Below are 15,937 nucleotides of genomic sequence, written 5' to 3' on the forward strand. Positions count from 1 at the left end.
GCCGTTGCAATAATTGCGGATTGTTATTTGTTTGTAACTGAAATCCAGATTTCAACCTCGCCCGAACCTGCATTCCAGTCAAACGTGGCATCATAAATTTCAAAATCTGGCTTATGCGCGGATTGATAAGCAGAGTGCGGCAGCCATTCATTACAAATGGCCCCCCATAATGCGCCCAACTGAGCAAGGGGGCCGCTGTGTTTAAAGACGGCATATTGCTGGCTGGCAATCCGCATCCTGCCCATGTCAGCGGGTAAGTCCTGTAACGATGCGACTTCAACTCCACACATATATTCAAAGCCATGTGCCGGATCATGCCCACACATCACGCCGTAAACACTTGACCCTTGCTGGCCCGGCAGTGGCAGAAGCAAATGAAATTGCCGCCACTGCGCAGGCTGGCTTTGGATGGATTCTGTAAATCCATGTTGCTGTCTTAAGCCACCCAGCAACATGGGGCGGCCTTGTTCAAACCGTAAGGGGTGCAATGAGCTCAATTTGTGATCCTGAAAAAATGATAAGCAGGGCAGGTAAATCGATGGCCTATGTAAACCACTGATGTAATTTTTGTGCCGCCTGCTCTTTAACCTCGGCACTGATATACATCGATACCATGCCAATTGCAGCGGCGAGTGCGCCCAAATCATCGCTGTAGCCCGCAACGGGAATCACATCAGGAATAGCGTCCAGAGGCAAAATAAAATAGGCGAGTGCGCCAAAAATAATGGTCTTGGCCCATGCGGGGGTTTCAGGACGCTGCGCTGCGTAATAAAGCCAGAGTGCTTTTTCGATGACTTCTTTGCCAGCCTTAAGGGCGAATGATTTGAGCTTTTGCCAGAAGCCGTCATCAGAATAGTTGCCTGCTGAGGTCATGATATTGGCCTGTAAGTGGTGTAAGAGTGTAGCTTTGCCATTTTTCAATGGCGTCTGAAAAACGGGCAAAGCCAATTTCGCAAATAAAATCTTTGCCAGCACGTATGGCTTGATTATGGACCTTATCCAGCATCCATAATTCGCAAAAATGCACAATTAAATCAATGTCGGCCTGTACAATAACCGCCATATCCAGATTGATAAGGCGCTTAAATTGCTCCTCGTCAAAGCCATCTGGAAGCGTCCAACCATCCTCACTATTGCCATTGGCTTGAATTAAAGGATTTAATCGAATGAGGCCAGAGTCGATAACAGGGCATTCATCCATCGCTAAAGGTAAACGCCCGCCTATTAATAAATGCGCCAGAAAAGTGTGTGAATCAGGCGGATCGGCCAAAATAGTGGCAGCTACTTTTTTTATATCATTCTGAATGGAGGATATTTGCTGGTTTTTAAATAAAAAACCAGGCTCATTATGTGTCCGGTTATTTAAAAGCGGTAACATGGTACTGCCAGTGCCGATGCTTAAAATGGCAATTTGCTCTTTTTTCCAGCTTGCGGCAATGGCTTCTGTTGCAGCAGCTAATACGGGGTTGTTATAACCTGTTAAGCCACCATCCCAGTATTGCCCGCCAGCTATTTGAGCAGGCTGATCAAAAAACTGAATGGGCGCATTGCTGGATGCATGTACAGCATCGATCAGCGATATATCGGCATAGGGCGAGGTCACTGCACCGGCAAGGCTTGGCCAGGAGCGAAAAAATTTTGCGCGATCCCTGTCATAGTCGTAGCTTACAAACATAAACAAAATGGGCTGATTGTTTTTGCCCATGATTTGAATATCCCGCATCCATTCAGGGCCATATTGTTTAAATACAGCAATTAATGCCTGGAGTTTCTTTTCTGTAGAAAATCGTGGCAAAGGCAAGAATAAATTCAAAGGGTTGAATTTATTATACCAGGGTAATTCGCTAAATATGGCCCGCCGCTGTGACTCGCTCGTAAAAAAGGCGAGAATCTCTGCCAGTGTGAAATTTTCAATCAGTGCTGCCACTACAATACTGCCGCCTGAATTGGCGGCGACTAAATCAAAATGTTTCAAAACGTCGTGCCCACGGGCATTAGCGCCATAAAGCCTGATGAGTGTTTTAACCTGAATGAGCGCCCATGCGCCCCCGCCATCTAAAGATAAAATATGATATTTCATGGTGCGCACCATTCCAGATGGCTATCGTTTTTATTGCCGCCGCCAGCGGGACTTTTTTTGCAGGGTATTCGCTGATTTTTGTTTACGCCTCGGCCAGTCACAGCCATTGCAGCAGTTCAGGCAATCACACACATCATCAAAGCTGATATCACCTGGGAGATCGCAATCACAATCTCCTCTTTGAGCGATGGCCGGGCGGCGCTGCAAAGGGGTGTGCAGGTGATAAATCTGCCCGCATCGAATCATGCGCTGCCTGAGAATAACGATTCCTGCCCATGCACCATGCCTGCGAATGGCGCGAAAACCCAGCGTGGAGCAACTGGCTCTGCCGGTGTGAAAATGATAGGCGCAGCAAAAACCTTTGTAGGGCGAAATGTATTTTTTATAAAACCGGATGAATAGCAGCAGTATATTGCGCAAGGCAAATTAACCTTTAATTGCGTAACAAATGAGTTAAGAAGGCCTGAATGCGTTTATTCTTAAATACTGTTTTGATAAGCCTCTGACAGATACGCCTTTAAATGTTTTGCTTCGATATCGCCCGCTTCTTGTATTTTGATATGGCGGCGGATTTTTCCTTTGCCTTCCAGTACCTGATGGGGGTCTTGCAGATCACAGCCCCGGCTAAATTCAAGGCTGATATGGCTGGTATATGCAAATATGCCGCAAAACGGAGTGGTGTCTGCAAAAATTAATCCGCCATACATCACGCGCTCGCTGGCGTGGGGAATCAGCGAATAAATCAGCGCCCTAATGGATTGCACTATTGCATGTAATTCCGGATTATTTAAGCAAATATCACGCAGTAATTGCTCTGTTTTTTCATCGCTCATGCGGGTGTGCCTCAGGTGAAAATAATGAATAAACAGAGTGGCTTGCTTTATTTAATACAAAAAACCACGCCATCTGCCTGATGTTGCCATGTCAACTTGCTTTCATCAAGATTAATTTTTAAGTGAGCATATCGGGCTGTTTCTGGCCCTGTTTGTTATGATGCGACAGATTGCGTTTATAATTCCGGGATGGCTGACCAATAAGAGCGTAATGATGAGCAATGAACTAATCGTTGAAGATATTCAGCTGGGTGATGGCAAAGAAGCCGTAAGAGGCGCTTTGATTACCACTCAATATCGTGGTTTTTTAGAAGACGGCACGCAGTTTGATTCTTCTTATGACCGTGGTGTGCCGTTTAAATGCGTGATTGGCACGGGGCGCGTGATTAAGGGCTGGGATCAGGGCTTGATGGGCATGAAGGTAGGCGGCAAGCGTAAGCTTTGGGTGCCCGCGCATCTGGCCTATGGCGAGCGGCAAATCGGCGGGCATATCAAGCCTAATTCTAATTTGATTTTTGAATTGGAATTACTGGAAGTGCTGACGCGTGATGAATAGCACAAAGCCCCGCATGCGGCGGGGCTGGTTTTATAAGGATTTGCCGTCGTAGTGATGTACAGGAATGGCGGCAAGGTCGATGTCTTCCAGGCAGCGCAAATTCACCGCCACCACTGTATTGCCTTGCGGGTCTTTGCCTTCCCCATAGGGGTGGATGCCGCAGTTAGGGCAAAAATGGTGATTGATCAAATGCTTGTTGAATGTGTAAGTGCTGACCGCTTCTTTGGGCGTATGGAGGGTGAACTGATCGCCTGGCACAAACCATAATAAAGAGCCTTTGCGTGAGCAGATCGAGCAATTGCAAGCAAGAGCGCTGCCAATTTCACCTTCCGCACTGAACGCAATCTTGCCACAGTGACAACTGCCTTTATAAACCATGAAATTTCTCCTTTAGGTCTTTGGGTATAACGCTGGGGAAAATGAATTCAAAATAGCATGTGTTTTATAGATTGCCGATCTGTGCAATATTGCCTGCCTGATAATTCTATTAAAGCGCCTAAATCTACTCCATCAGCGCGACGGATTTTATCTGCGCCCATACCTGCAGGCCGGGGCAGATGTTGAGCATGGCGGCTGATTTTTTGGTCAGTCTTGCCAGAATCATGGCATCACCCACTTTTACCCTGACCAGCACAAGGCCGGGGTGCTCGTCGCCGGCAAGGGCATCAACACAGCCAGGTAAAACATTCTGGATACTGCTTTTTCCCGGCGGTTCAATGGCCAGGCTGACATCTCTGGCGAGTACCCGCACCCGCAGTTTGCGGCCCATTGGCAGGCCCTGATCTCTGGTCCACAGACTGCCGCCTGAAAAAGTAACTCTGGCTAAGTGCCATTCGGCATCCAGCTCTGCCACGCAGACATCCAGAATGGCACCGGCCTCTTCACCCTGGCGAACCGGCAGATCGAGCCGGGTCAGCGTATCGGCCAGCGGGCCGGTTGTCAGTACGCTGCCGTTTTCCATCAGCACTAAATAATCGGCAAGCCTGGCAACCTCATCAGGGGCGTGGCTGATATACAGCACGGGGATGCGCAATTCTTCGTGCAGACGCTCCAGATAGGGCAGGATTTCTTGCTTGCGTTTTATATCAAGCGCGGCCAGTGGCTCGTCCATCAGCAAAATATCAGGGCTGAGTGCCAGGGCGCGCGCTATGCCAACCCGGCTGCGCTCGCCGCCAGACAGCCGCTCGGGTTTGCGCTCCAGCAGATGAGCAATACCCAGCAGCTCAATGGCTTGCTCTAAGCTGACCTGCTGCCTGGCAGGGGCACGCTTTAGCCCATAGCGCAAATTGCCTGATACGCTGAGGTGCGCAAATAAGCTGGCTTCCTGAAACACATAACCCAGCGCGCGTTTGTGTGTGGCTAAAAAATGGTGTTCATCCTGCCAGACTTCACCCTTTACGATCAACCGGCCCTTGGCGCGCTCCAGCCCTGCAATACAGCGCAGCAGTGTGGTTTTGCCAGAGCCGGAAGACCCGAACAGGGCGGTGATGCCATGGCTGGGCAAGTTTAAATCCACATCAAGCTGAAAGCCGGGCCAGTCCAGTTGAAAGCGTGCCTGAATGCCTGTCATTTTGTGCTCCTGCCGGGCCGCCACAGATACATGGCCAGCAGCACAATAAAGGAGAACGCCAGCATCACGGCAGAAAGGCGGTGCGCCTGCAGATAGTCCATCGCTTCTACATGATCATAAATCTGCACCGAAACCACGCGGCTGACGCCAGGGATATTGCCCCCTATCATCAGTACAACACCAAACTCACCCACTGTATGGGCAAAAGTCAGGATCGATGCCGTAATAAAGCCGGGCAGGGATAAGGGCACGGCAACGGTAAAGAAAGCATCCAGCGGAGAAGCGCGTAAAGTCGCTGCGACTTCCATCGGGCGCTCTCCCACTGCTTCAAAAGCGGTTTGCAGCGGCTGCACCATAAATGGCAGTGAGTAAAACACCGAAGCAATGACCAGCCCCCAGAAGGTGAAAGGCAGCAGCCCAAGCCCCAGCGCCTGAGTCAGCTGCCCGACAGGCCCCTGTGGCCCCATCGCCAGCAGCAAATAAAAGCCCAGCACCGATGGCGGCAAAACCAGCGGCAGCGCCACCACGGCAGCCACCGGCCCTTTCCACCATTTCTTGCTGCGCGCCAGCCACCATGCGATGGGCGTGCCAACAATCAGCAGAATGAGGGTCACGATGCTTGCCAGCTTCAGCGTCAGCCAGATGGCTTGCAAATCATTCTCAGCTAAAAGCATTCATCTTTTCTCAATCTGCTTAGGGATGGTTGTCGCAGGGCAGGTGATGCCGGGCGGAATAAGGCTGAATATCAAATCGTATATCCAGAAGCATTAATGATTGCTTTTGCCGGGGCGGATTGTAAAAATTTAAGCAGTGCATCAGCCGCAGGCTTGCCTTTTCCCTTGTTTAGTAAGACCGCATCTTGCCGAATTTCTGAGTATAAAGATGGTGGCACGATCCATGCCGATCCACTTTTAAGCTTGCCTGCTTCAAACGCTTGTGACATTGCAATAAAGCCCAGCTCTGCATTGCCAGTAGCAATAAACTGATGGGTTTGAGCAATGTTTTCGCCCGTTACCAATTTAGGTGTTAAAAGTTCTAACAGACCGAGCGCTTTTAAGGTTTCGCTCGCGGCTAATCCATAGGGGGCAAGCTTGGGGTTGGCAATGGCGAGGTGAGCAAAACTGCCTTTTTTCAGAACCTCGCCCTTATCGTCAACATAATTGGCTTTTTCGCTCCACAGCACTAATTTGCCGATGGCGTAGGTGAAACGGCTCGTGGCTAAGCCTTCTTTTTCCAGTCTGGCTGGGGTTTCATCATCAGCAGCCAGCAGAATCTCAAAAGGCGCACCATTTTTGATCTGCGCATAAAATTTGCCCGTTGCCCCGCTGGAAAGCAGCAGTTTGTGGCCGCTGCTTTGCTCAAACAGCGCGGCAATTTTTTGCATTGGCCCTGCAAAATTAGCCGCAACCGCTACTTGAACTTCATCGGCACAAGCCGGGATAGAAATGCAGATCATGGCGGCTGCAATAAAGTGTTTGGCAGTCATTGATGCTCCAATTAAATAAGTTGACCAATTCGGAGGGGTAAGCTGAGCTTGCTGACGGATAGCTTAAAGCTTTTCGCGGCGGGAGTGTTGGTGCGAAAGGGGTAGGCCGCGTAAAGGCTTACTCTTCTGTAATAAAATCTCTTATTCTTGCAAACGCTGCCTCCGGATTATCCCGCCATACGCCGTGGCCACAGCCTGCAAATTGCGTAAATTGCATCCACTTCTCAGGCAGTGCCCGGGCAATATCTTTCGCGTCTTCCAGAGGGCAGACAGGATCCAGCTCTCCGGCCAGGACGAGTACCGGGCATTGTGCTTTTGCAAGACCTGGTAATAAGTTCATGGTTTGCTGCTCCGTGCCTGCCCAGGTAAGTAAAATCTCGTGATTGGGAAGCCTGCGGCCTGAAGTTGCTTTTTTTGTGGAATACAGTGGTTTGCAGATTTGCTGGTAGGGCCGCAGTGTCGCTTTGCAAGGGTTGCTCCAAAATTGCAAAGCGGCCTCTCTTGCCGCCGGGCCACCTAATTGGGCAAACATGGCAAGTTTACGCTCCAGATTAAGCGCGGCCGAGGTGCTGGATAAAATCACTTTACCGGGGTGCTCCGGGTATCTCGCTAAATAATGCTGAGCCACAAAGCCACCAAAAGATTGCCCAAGCACGATGGGTTTGCTAATGCCCAGTGCGGCGCAGAGCGCGACCAAATCATCTGCAAAGTGATCCAGCGTCAGCTCTGCCACCGGGCGCGGATTGCTGCGTCCATGGCCGCGGTGGTCGTAATAAATAATCTGTGCAATATCGCTAAGCTGGCTGAATGCTGGCTTAAAGCCGGTGTGATCATAGCCGGGGCCGCCATGCAGCAGGATCAGCGTTGGTTTTTCGCACATTTGCATGCCATCAGCAACCAGGCTTAAGCCCTCGGTATCTACAAATAATTGCACATCGTGGCTGAGGGCTATTTTCATTGGGGGCCTAATTTAAGGCGGTTATGCCAATCGCTGACTAAAAGACCATACAAGGCCGTATCGGATACCACGCCATCTACAATCCAGCGTTCACGCAAATAGCCTTCGCGGCTAAAGCCAAGGCGCTCCAGGCATTTTGCTGAAGCAATATTCCTGGGGTCGATATCTGCTTCTGCGCGGTTTAAATTTAACTGAGTAAAGCCAAAATCAAGCAATGCACTCAGCGCTTCATGCATATAGCCCTTACCCCATGCTGAATGGGCCATGCCATAGCCAATTTCTGCACGGCGGCATTGCTTATCCAGATCAAACAGCGTGCAGTTACCCATTAAAACACGGTCTTCTTTGCGCTCAATTCCCAGACGAATATAGTCTCCCGCGGCCATGGCTTTTAAATCGCGGGCAATCAGCGCTTCTGCAATTTCAATAGAATCCCATGGGGGTGTGCTCCAGTATTGCATTACTTTTTCATCAGAAAAAATAGCCAGCAATGCAGCCGCATCCGTTTCTTGCAGTGGCCGCAATATTAAGCGGCTGGTCTGCAATTTAACTTTTTCAAACGTGGTCATTTGTGCAATCTTTAAAAAGGGTAAAGGTCTGACAGATGCGAAATATCCCCAACAACTTGCAATGATGGACATAAACTGCGCTGCAGAAATTCAGCGTTTAATTGCCAGCACTAACACACCAGCAGCAACCAAAGTGATGCCCAGCCACTCTCTTGGGGAAGGGCGCTCGCCTAAAAATGCAAATGCAAAAACGGCAACTAAAACAAGGCTGAATTTATCAACAGGAGCCACTTTTGATGCGTCGCCAATTTGTAAAGCCCTGAAATAGCAAAGCCAGGATATACCTGTGGCCAATGCAGAGAGTGTTAGAAATAACCAGGTTTTAGCCGTCAGAGCTAATGGATTGCTCCATTTTCCTGTAAATCCAATAAATCCCGTGAGTACAAAGACAATAATCACCGTTCGCAACAGGGTGGCAAAATCAGAATCGACACCTTTAATACCTATTTTTGCAAAGATGGCCGTCAGTGCCGCAAAAATAGCCGACAGTATTGCCCAAAAAAACCACGGATTACTCATTGGCGATTACACCTTAAAACAGGTGATACAAACAGATTTAAAGGCATGCCTGCATGAATGAAAGCTTATTCCAATTTTATGGTGGGAATGCCTTTTGGACTAAAAATTTATTCTGCCTTTTGCGCGCAGGCAGGTATCTTATCATTGGCTGTTAAAGCATTCAGCTGCTTCCAGCTGGCTCTTGGGCAAGCTGCTGGTTTTTTATCGGGCATGCACAAAATGTAATAGCTTTCGACTGCCTTATCTTTTAAGCATTTTTTAAAGTCTTTAATTTCAAGATACTTCGGTGGCAGAGCGGCAGCGCTGTTTACTGCAGTGCCAGCCGTTGTTGCAAGCAAAATAATTGTACTGATCTTACAGATATTTTTTCGCATATCATGGCCTTTATAAAATGAACAATGATGTTGTAATTTATAAACGAACTGCGGAGCATATATAGGGTACAGGCAAACAAACAGAGTGGCGTACTCAAAAGGGTTTGATTCGTTTATTTTGCATTTAAATGATTTGCCTTCGGCAGATTGCTTTGAAGCAGAGGATGTCACATATGTCCAGCGCATTACCGCCATGATGATCTGAGTCTGCCTTGAATAGCCATGGTAAAAGTATCCGCTGCTTAATCCATCATCAACTTGCCTTTTGCATACCCGGTGGAGTTATAGTTTATTTTCAAATCATTCAGAAGAAAATCGATTGAGTTAAAAAGCCCCATTTTTATGGCTGCGGGCGTTTGGGCTTCTTTTATGGTCAATATAGTTTTTTTACTCCAGCGCTCAAGCATATTATTGATGGATGCACCTTGCCTTACGGATAGCTCAATGCTCAATACATTGCTTTTTTTACTTCTTATATCGATTCTCAGTGCATCTTCTGAGCCTTCATACACAGCGCCAGGGTTGATTGCCTGAATGGTATATTTCTTCAGCGCGCTGTTTGAGTATTCTTCCAGTACTTTTTCAGTTATTTCGTGTTTTTTTAACAGTTTTTGTGCCGATGGGGATGTGTAAGAATAAGCTAAAAGCGCTTTATTTGTTGTTTCAGCATAAATTGAGCATGAAAACATAAACGCTATAAGACAGATCAAAATCTTCAAGGCAGTTTCCTTTATTTTAAATATTACAGGGCTTATGAATGGCGAACAGATCCGTACTATTTCCCTCGTCCATCAGTAATATGCCATGCAAAGCAGCGCGCTAATTTTTGGGGTATACCCGGCGCATCTTCTTTCAGCCATTTTTCAACGGCAGGTCCTTCGCCATCGGCGGCCGATCCGGCCCAATCAGTCAGGTACCCGCTGCTTTTATCAGGTGCAGCGTTATAAACCAAATAGAGCTCATCGGTGATGCGGGTGCTGATATAAATAATGTACCATTGCTTATAATGAATCACTTCAAAAATATCAGTGCTATCTGTAATTAAGGTCTGATTAAGTGATGGCCCCAATTGCTTGTTGAGGTGCACATTAATGGCTTTGGCAAATAGGGTTTTCTGTTTTTCTGAAACAGGCCGTATCATTTTTTCGCAAGGGTTTGCAAATGCAGAAAAAGAAACGCAGTAAAAAATGGTGGCGATGAAGCATATTCTCAAATATTTTACTTTGCCAGCCATTGCCGCTGTAGAGTATTCAGGCATGGGCAAGCTCTTTATTCCGCCAGTCATTTTTATTTATGGCCAGTACAATAGTATTCCATGAGGCTCCTTTGAAAAACTGATCATTGATGCGCTCGGCTTCAATATGCATTCCCAGTGACTTACAAAGATTGACTGCGGCTTTATTGCCTGCGATTGTTTCGGCATAAATACGCTGAACTTTTAATACGCTGAATCCAAATTCAATGATCGCCTGCGCTGCCTGTCTGGCTGCACCTGTGCCGTGCCAGCGCCTTCCTAATTCGCAGCCAACAGAGGCATTGGCGGTATCTTCAAGACGAATACCACAAGAGCCCATTAATTCGCCAGCGAGGGAAACAACAGCCAGTTGAAACTTTCGCCTTGGCTGCTCTTTTGATTGCTGAATAAATAAATCCAGCAAAAATTCGGACTTTTCAGCTGAGGAATCTTCCTCGCTATAAAAACGCTGAAATTTTTCATCATTACGCAGTTTTTTATATTCATTTAAGTCTGCGGGCGTGAAATCTCTCAGTAATAGCATTGGGGTTGAAATGGGCTGCATGACTTAATTCCATTCGTAAAAAAATACGTAATAAGCCGAATTTTAAAGCAATGTTTCAGTATAAAGGCTCAGCCTGAATAGCAATGCCTCCTGATTACCCGCTTCCGGGCCCGCATTAAATTGCCGCAAAAGAATAGCCCCCGCTTTTTCTGCAGAGCGGCGCGAAGCGATATGATCAATACCCATGGCGATATCTATCCAGCTCAAACCGTGGTTTTGTGCCAAAGGGCAAAGTTGCATAATGGCTTGCGCAGCGTAGTTTTTTCCGCGCTTCCACGGAACCACCGCATAGCCAAGGTGCCCCAAGCAATAAGCAGGCAATTCTGAAGTCCCTTTTTGCCAACGCAGGCTTATATCGCCTGCAAACTCGCCATCGGAAATCCAATACCTGGCTCTGGGCAGCCGCGGCACTGTGCTGCCGTCATTTTAAACCACCGGCGGGCCGCTCCCCTCCAAATCTGTTAAAGAAGCCAGAAACTTGTCAGCATTTTGCGCAATGCGGGCCAGTTGGGCTGACGCACCTTCGGGATCTTGATCGCTGTCTCTGGTCCAGCTTCGTTCCAGCGCTGCGATATAGCCGGGCAAAAGAGCCAGGTTGGGTAAGGTGAGTGTGATGGGCATATATTAATCTGGCCTTGGTGATAAACTTGCTATTCGGGGTGGTGTATAGTTTATTTATTCATCCGGAAGGCCATCCCATCCTCTGCGATCCCACGCGGCAGTGACTCTGGACCATATTTCATCAGGGGTTGATCCTTGCCAGACGCCTCCTAATAAACTGGCAAATAGAGGATTTGTTTTTGCTTCCTGCTCTATTTTTTCAATCATCGATTCGCCAAAATTTTCGATTAAATCCTCAAGCGGGCCCGCAGATAAATTCGCCATAATCTTATTGCTGCTGTCTTCCCTTAAAGTGGCGAGAATAAAAGCAAAAGTGTGTTCTGGATTTTTCTGGGAAAAGAAAAACACCTCTTCCCATGCCCACCATAACTGATCTGCAATCTCTGATTCTGCACCCGCATGCTGTATTTTTATCCAGGCAGAAATTAATTCGGGTGAAATCACAGGGGACTGATTCATAGTGCCAACTTTTAAAAGGGGTGCTCATCATAAAGCAATAGTGCGATTTGCTTGTAGTCTGATAGATTTGCTATTGCCGCAAATAATGTAAAACATTGTAATGCAACCGAGGGCAATTAATGATTCTTTATGCTAAAGACTGGCATGAGTGTTGCTGATAAAGTATATGTAAACTTTTTAAAAAGTTGTATTCTGATTTATTTAAGGACTATTCATGCGCCAACGCCTTAACCTGATTTTGCTTGGGGTAAACGATATTGAAAAAGCCACGGCTTTTTACGAAGCACTGGGCTGGCCTAAAGCAGCATCGAGCCATGCCGGATTTGTGAAATTTGATTTGGGCGGCATTGTGATGGCGATTCAATCCCGTGAGGCATTTGCCAAAGATGCCAACTTTGCTGCGGCAGAAGGGAGTGGTTTTTCAGGTATAGCATTAGCCTATATCGCCCGCAGCCCGGAAGAAGTGCCGAGAATTTTAGATAAAGCGGCCAGCTTGGGTGCAACAATCACAAAAACCGCCACAAAAAACGCATGGGGCATCGCAGGCTATTTCCGTGATTCGGATGGTCATTTGTTTGAAGTGATTTATGAAGACGGCTGGGTTTTTGATGAGTTTGATGACTTGGTCGTTTGATAAAAAGTATTGATCTTTGAAATAAGATTTGTTTCTGTAATTATTTAGCCTCTCCCTTCGCCGCCAACAACAAGAGCAATATAAAGGGAACAAGTACATGCAATTCATCGTGCTTGAAAAGGTGGATTGGGTGCATAACTGTAATTCAAGGCAATAAGCATGAGTGATCATGGCTAAAAGAATAAGCCCAAGCGTTAAGCCGAATGCGATAACAGCAGCGGCCAGCAGGAGAACAAAAAATGATTGAAAATCCTTATTGCGTAAGGAGTACCAGCTAAGGGGGATTCCAATTATAGGAATAAACCAAGCAATAATAATTTCCATTTAATTCTCTGTGATTGTAAATGCTTGCTGCATCAATTGTTTAGTGTATATCTAAAACAAAACCCCGCATAAGCTATTAACTTATGCGGGGTTTTGTTTGTTCGGGCAAATGACTAAAGCTTACTCAGGGCGCATTTGCGGGAAGAGGATAACGTCGCGAATACTTGGTGAGTCTGTCAGCAGCATTACTAAGCGATCGATACCAATACCGCAGCCGCCGGTTGGTGGCATGCCGGATTCCAGTGTGCGGATGTAGTCTGCATCGAAATGCATGGCTTCATCGTCACCTGCGTCTTTTTGCTCTACCTGCGCCATAAAGCGTTCGGCCTGATCTTCAGGGTCGTTCAGCTCGGAGTAACCATTGGCGTGTTCACGGCCAACCATAAACAGCTCGAAGCGTTCGGTAATACCTGGCTTGCTGTCGTTGGCGCGGGCCAGCGGAGAGACTTCGGCCGGGTAGTCGATGATGAAGGTCGGCTCCCACAACTTGGCTTCGGTGTTTTCTTCAAACAGCGCCAGTTGTAATGCGCCAACGCCTGCGTTTGGCATTGGTTTGCCGCCTAAACGCACCACTTCTGCAGCCAGGAAGGCTTGATCGTTCAGTTGCTCGTCGGTGTATTCCGGGTTGTAAGCTTTGATCGAGCCTGCGATGGTGTAACGGGCAAAAGGCTTGGACAAATCGACTTCTTTGCCTTGATAGGTAATAACGGTGCTGCCCGTAGCCAGCAGGGCACAAGCGCGGATAATGCCTTCGGACATTTCCATCATGCGCTGGTAATCGGCATACGCTTCGTAGAATTCGATCATGGTGAATTCTGGATTGTGGCGTGTGCTCATGCCTTCGTTGCGGAAGGAGCGGTTAATTTCAAATACGCGCTCAAGGCCGCCAACGATCAGGCGTTTGAGGTAAAGCTCAGGCGCGATGCGCAGGTAAAGTGGCATATCCAGCGCATTGTGGTGCGTTACAAATGGTTTGGCTGTTGCGCCGCCAGGGATGCCGTGCATCATTGGGGTTTCAACTTCCAGGTAGTTTTCGCCAACCATGTAATCGCGGATGCACTGTACGATTTTAGAGCGCTTAACAAACGTGGCGCGGCTTAAATCATTGGTGATTAAGTCCAGATGGCGCTGACGGTAAATTTGTTCCTGATCTGCAAGGCCATGGTGTTTATCCGGAAGAGGGCGCAGGGATTTAGTCAGTAAACGCAATTCTGTGACTTGGATCGAAAGTTCGCCAGTATTGGTTTTCATCAGCAGGCCACGGGCAGCAATGATATCGCCCATATCCCATGACTTGAAGCTGTCGTAAACGTCTTCGCCCACTTTGTCTTTGCTGATGAAAAACTGAATACGGCCGGAGGAGTCTTGCACAGTGGCAAAGCTGGCCTTGCCCATTACACGTTTAAGCATCATGCGGCCAGCAACGGCTACGCTGACCTGCGCGGCTTCCATATCGGCTTTTTCAAACTCGCCATACTTGGCTTGCAAATCGCCAGCCATGTTTTCCCGTTTAAAATCATTCGGGTAAGCCACGCCGGCAGCGCGCAGGGCAGTCAGCTTAGCGCGGCGTTCTGCGATAATCTGGTTTTCATCTTGCGGGATAATTTGTTCTTCAGCCATTTTTTAGCGCCCTAAATCTTGAACCACAGAGAACACAGAGAACACAGAGTTTCACAGAGGTTTAACTAACCAATCTACGAATACCGTTCTTGAGCAATGCAGTATTAAAGTTAATCAATAAACCGGTTTTAAGGCCGGTTAGTTTTAAATAGGTAAGTAGCTGCGACGGGTGAACAGGCAACAATTTTTCACAGCTTTTTAATTCAATAATGAACCTGTTTTCGATCAGTAAATCGACTAAAAGGCGTGCTCAGCGGCCAGGCCTTTATAGTAAATGGGCATATAAACCTGTAGTTGCGTAGTGACAATTTATGCAGCAAGCATTGCCCATGCGCAGTGCCCTCAGTGTTCTCTGTGGTTCAGGAATTTTCAGTCCGCAGCAAAATAAGCTCTCTGTACGGACTGAACCCCTCAAACCCCGTGCTTCAGGCTGGCGGCAATGAAGCCTTCCAGGTCGCCGTCCATTACGCCCTTGATATTGCCAACTTCATAGCTGGTACGCAGGTCTTTGATGCGGCTTTGGTCGAACACATAAGAGCGAATCTGATGACCCCAGCCGATATCGGATTTGGTAGCTTCTAAAGACTGCTGTGCTTCCATGCGTTTACGCAATTCCAGCTCATACAATTTGGCGCGCAGCATTTTCCATGCTTCATCACGGTTTTTGTGCTGGGAGCGATCGTTCTGGCATTGCACCACGGTATTGGTCGGGATGTGTGTCAGGCGAACCGCAGAGTCGGTTTTATTAATGTGCTGACCACCCGCGCCAGAAGCACGGTAAGTATCGGTACGCACATCAGCCGGATTAATTTCAATTTCGAAACTATCATCCACTTCCGGGTAAACAAAGACTGAAGCAAACGAGGTATGGCGGCGATTGTTGGAGTCGTATGGCGAGCAGCGAACCAGGCGATGCACGCCGGTTTCAGTGCGCAAAAAGCCGTAAGCGTAGTCGCCGGTCAGTTTGATCGTTGCCTGACTGATACCCACGATATCGCCGTCTGATTGCTCCATGACTTCAACGGTAAAGCCTTTACGCTCACCGTAGCGCACGTACATACGCAGCAACATGCCTGCCCAGTCTTGCGCCTCTGTGCCGCCTGCGCCCGATTGAATATCAATAAAGCAGGGCATAGGGTCCATCGGGTGATTAAACATCCGGCGGAATTCAAGCTCTTCAACACGGGCAGAAATGGCATCCACATCGTCCGATACGGCTTGCAGAGTGTCGAAGTCGCCTTCTTCCTTGCCCATGTCGAATAAATCTTTGGCGTCGCCAAGGCCTGCCAGAACTTCATCCAGCACCACAACCACGCCTTCAAGCGCTTTTCGTTCGCGGCCTAATTCCTGCGCTTTTTTCTGATCGTTCCAGATATCCGGGTCTTCCATCAGGCGCACAACTTCTTCAAGCCGATCGCTTTTGCCGGGATAATCTAAGTATTTGCGTAGTTCTTCGCTGCGAGAAACCAGGTCTGCAACCCGGTTCTCGATCTGATTAAGCTGTTCTGCTTCCATGCCTGTGGCTTTGTCCCATT

General features: G+C 48.0%; 24 protein-coding genes. 2 read left to right on the forward strand and 22 right to left on the reverse strand.

Going from position 1 to position 15,937, the window contains the following annotated elements; translation table 11 throughout:
- Nucleotides 1-23 precede the first annotated feature (23 nt).
- The 5 genes from HA050_RS03840 to HA050_RS03860 are packed head-to-tail and all read right to left on the reverse strand — an operon-like array spanning nt 24 to nt 2,913.
- Entirely contained in the window at nt 24-497 is a 474-nt protein-coding gene (locus tag HA050_RS03840) for a GyrI-like domain-containing protein (RefSeq protein ID WP_205836283.1), read from the reverse strand.
- A 46-nt stretch (nt 498-543) separates the two neighbouring features.
- Entirely contained in the window at nt 544-873 is a 330-nt protein-coding gene (locus tag HA050_RS03845) for a YkvA family protein (protein WP_166822314.1), read from the reverse strand.
- Entirely contained in the window at nt 848-2,080 is a 1,233-nt protein-coding gene (locus HA050_RS03850; protein ID WP_166822317.1) for a patatin-like phospholipase family protein, read from the reverse strand. Before HA050_RS03850 ends, HA050_RS03845 begins: the two co-directional genes overlap by 26 nt.
- Nucleotides 2,081-2,110: 30 nt before the next feature.
- On the reverse strand, nt 2,111-2,500 hold the full coding sequence (yidD, locus tag HA050_RS22530) for a membrane protein insertion efficiency factor YidD (RefSeq protein ID WP_166822320.1): 390 nt from the start codon (nt 2,498-2,500) through the stop codon (nt 2,111-2,113).
- A gap of 59 nt (nt 2,501-2,559) precedes the next feature.
- Entirely contained in the window at nt 2,560-2,913 is a 354-nt protein-coding gene (locus HA050_RS03860) for a DUF1801 domain-containing protein (RefSeq protein WP_166822323.1), read from the reverse strand.
- 214 nt (nt 2,914-3,127) lie between these two features.
- Here HA050_RS03860 and HA050_RS03865 point away from each other — a divergent pair, with 214 nt between their 5' ends.
- Nucleotides 3,128-3,469, forward strand: a complete 342-nt coding sequence (locus HA050_RS03865) for an FKBP-type peptidyl-prolyl cis-trans isomerase (RefSeq protein WP_099398368.1) — start codon at nt 3,128-3,130, stop codon at nt 3,467-3,469.
- A 30-nt stretch (nt 3,470-3,499) separates the two neighbouring features.
- On the opposite strand, the gene HA050_RS03870 is transcribed toward HA050_RS03865, so the two are convergent.
- From HA050_RS03870 to HA050_RS03935, 14 genes are all read right to left on the reverse strand, one after another.
- On the reverse strand, nt 3,500-3,847 hold the full coding sequence (locus HA050_RS03870; RefSeq protein WP_166822326.1) for a GFA family protein: 348 nt from the start codon (nt 3,845-3,847) through the stop codon (nt 3,500-3,502).
- A gap of 124 nt (nt 3,848-3,971) precedes the next feature.
- Nucleotides 3,972-5,039 (reverse strand): molybdenum ABC transporter ATP-binding protein, encoded by a 1,068-nt coding sequence (gene modC, locus HA050_RS03875; RefSeq protein ID WP_166822329.1) that lies wholly within the window; start codon nt 5,037-5,039, stop codon nt 3,972-3,974.
- Entirely contained in the window at nt 5,036-5,713 is a 678-nt protein-coding gene (gene modB / locus HA050_RS03880) for a molybdate ABC transporter permease subunit (protein ID WP_099398371.1), read from the reverse strand. Before modB ends, modC begins: the two co-directional genes overlap by 4 nt.
- A gap of 71 nt (nt 5,714-5,784) precedes the next feature.
- Nucleotides 5,785-6,525, reverse strand: coding sequence for a molybdate ABC transporter substrate-binding protein (modA, locus tag HA050_RS03885; RefSeq protein WP_166822332.1), 741 nt, complete (start codon nt 6,523-6,525; stop codon nt 5,785-5,787).
- Nucleotides 6,526-6,643: 118 nt separating this feature from the next.
- Nucleotides 6,644-7,483, reverse strand: a complete 840-nt coding sequence (locus HA050_RS03890) for an alpha/beta fold hydrolase (protein ID WP_166822335.1) — start codon at nt 7,481-7,483, stop codon at nt 6,644-6,646.
- Nucleotides 7,480-8,052 (reverse strand): GNAT family N-acetyltransferase, encoded by a 573-nt coding sequence (locus tag HA050_RS03895; protein WP_166822338.1) that lies wholly within the window; start codon nt 8,050-8,052, stop codon nt 7,480-7,482. The genes HA050_RS03890 and HA050_RS03895 overlap by 4 nt, the downstream gene beginning before the upstream one ends.
- Before the next feature lie 90 nt (nt 8,053-8,142).
- On the reverse strand, nt 8,143-8,571 hold the full coding sequence (locus HA050_RS03900; RefSeq protein WP_166822341.1) for an EamA family transporter: 429 nt from the start codon (nt 8,569-8,571) through the stop codon (nt 8,143-8,145).
- Between the two features lie 107 nt (nt 8,572-8,678).
- A complete protein-coding gene (locus HA050_RS03905; RefSeq protein ID WP_166822344.1) occupies nt 8,679-9,140 on the reverse strand; it encodes a hypothetical protein in 462 nt (153 codons plus the stop codon).
- Between the two features lie 47 nt (nt 9,141-9,187).
- Nucleotides 9,188-9,664, reverse strand: coding sequence for a hypothetical protein (locus HA050_RS03910; RefSeq protein WP_166822347.1), 477 nt, complete (start codon nt 9,662-9,664; stop codon nt 9,188-9,190).
- Between the two features lie 56 nt (nt 9,665-9,720).
- Complete coding sequence (locus tag HA050_RS03915) at nt 9,721-10,086, reverse strand: hypothetical protein (protein WP_205836284.1); 366 nt, start codon at nt 10,084-10,086, stop codon at nt 9,721-9,723.
- A 109-nt stretch (nt 10,087-10,195) separates the two neighbouring features.
- Entirely contained in the window at nt 10,196-10,744 is a 549-nt protein-coding gene (locus tag HA050_RS03920; RefSeq protein WP_166822353.1) for a GNAT family N-acetyltransferase, read from the reverse strand.
- A gap of 42 nt (nt 10,745-10,786) precedes the next feature.
- Nucleotides 10,787-11,155, reverse strand: a complete 369-nt coding sequence (locus tag HA050_RS03925) for a GNAT family N-acetyltransferase (RefSeq protein ID WP_166822356.1) — start codon at nt 11,153-11,155, stop codon at nt 10,787-10,789.
- A 15-nt stretch (nt 11,156-11,170) separates the two neighbouring features.
- A complete protein-coding gene (locus HA050_RS03930; RefSeq protein ID WP_166822359.1) occupies nt 11,171-11,365 on the reverse strand; it encodes a hypothetical protein in 195 nt (64 codons plus the stop codon).
- A gap of 54 nt (nt 11,366-11,419) precedes the next feature.
- Nucleotides 11,420-11,824, reverse strand: coding sequence for a DUF6869 domain-containing protein (locus HA050_RS03935; RefSeq protein WP_166822362.1), 405 nt, complete (start codon nt 11,822-11,824; stop codon nt 11,420-11,422).
- Between the two features lie 214 nt (nt 11,825-12,038).
- Between HA050_RS03935 and HA050_RS03940 the strand changes: the two genes are divergently transcribed.
- The gene (locus HA050_RS03940; protein ID WP_166822365.1) at nt 12,039-12,458 is read left to right on the forward strand and encodes a VOC family protein; all 420 of its coding nucleotides are present in this window, start codon (nt 12,039-12,041) and stop codon (nt 12,456-12,458) included.
- Between the two features lie 444 nt (nt 12,459-12,902).
- Here HA050_RS03940 and lysS read toward each other — a convergent pair whose 3' ends face one another.
- From lysS to prfB, 3 genes are all read right to left on the reverse strand, one after another.
- Nucleotides 12,903-14,402 (reverse strand): lysine--tRNA ligase, encoded by a 1,500-nt coding sequence (gene lysS, locus HA050_RS03945; RefSeq protein WP_166822368.1) that lies wholly within the window; start codon nt 14,400-14,402, stop codon nt 12,903-12,905.
- Between the two features lie 61 nt (nt 14,403-14,463).
- A complete protein-coding gene (locus HA050_RS22570; protein WP_369698413.1) occupies nt 14,464-14,586 on the reverse strand; it encodes a GxxExxY protein in 123 nt (40 codons plus the stop codon).
- Nucleotides 14,587-14,813: 227 nt separating this feature from the next.
- The gene (gene prfB, locus HA050_RS03955) at nt 14,814-15,917 is read right to left on the reverse strand and encodes a peptide chain release factor 2 (RefSeq protein ID WP_166822371.1); all 1,104 of its coding nucleotides are present in this window, start codon (nt 15,915-15,917) and stop codon (nt 14,814-14,816) included.
- Nucleotides 15,918-15,937: the final 20 nt, after the last annotated feature.

It is taken from the genome of Iodobacter violaceini (genome assembly GCF_011601265.1).
GTDB classification, from domain to species: domain Bacteria; phylum Pseudomonadota; class Gammaproteobacteria; order Burkholderiales; family Chitinibacteraceae; genus Iodobacter; species Iodobacter violaceini.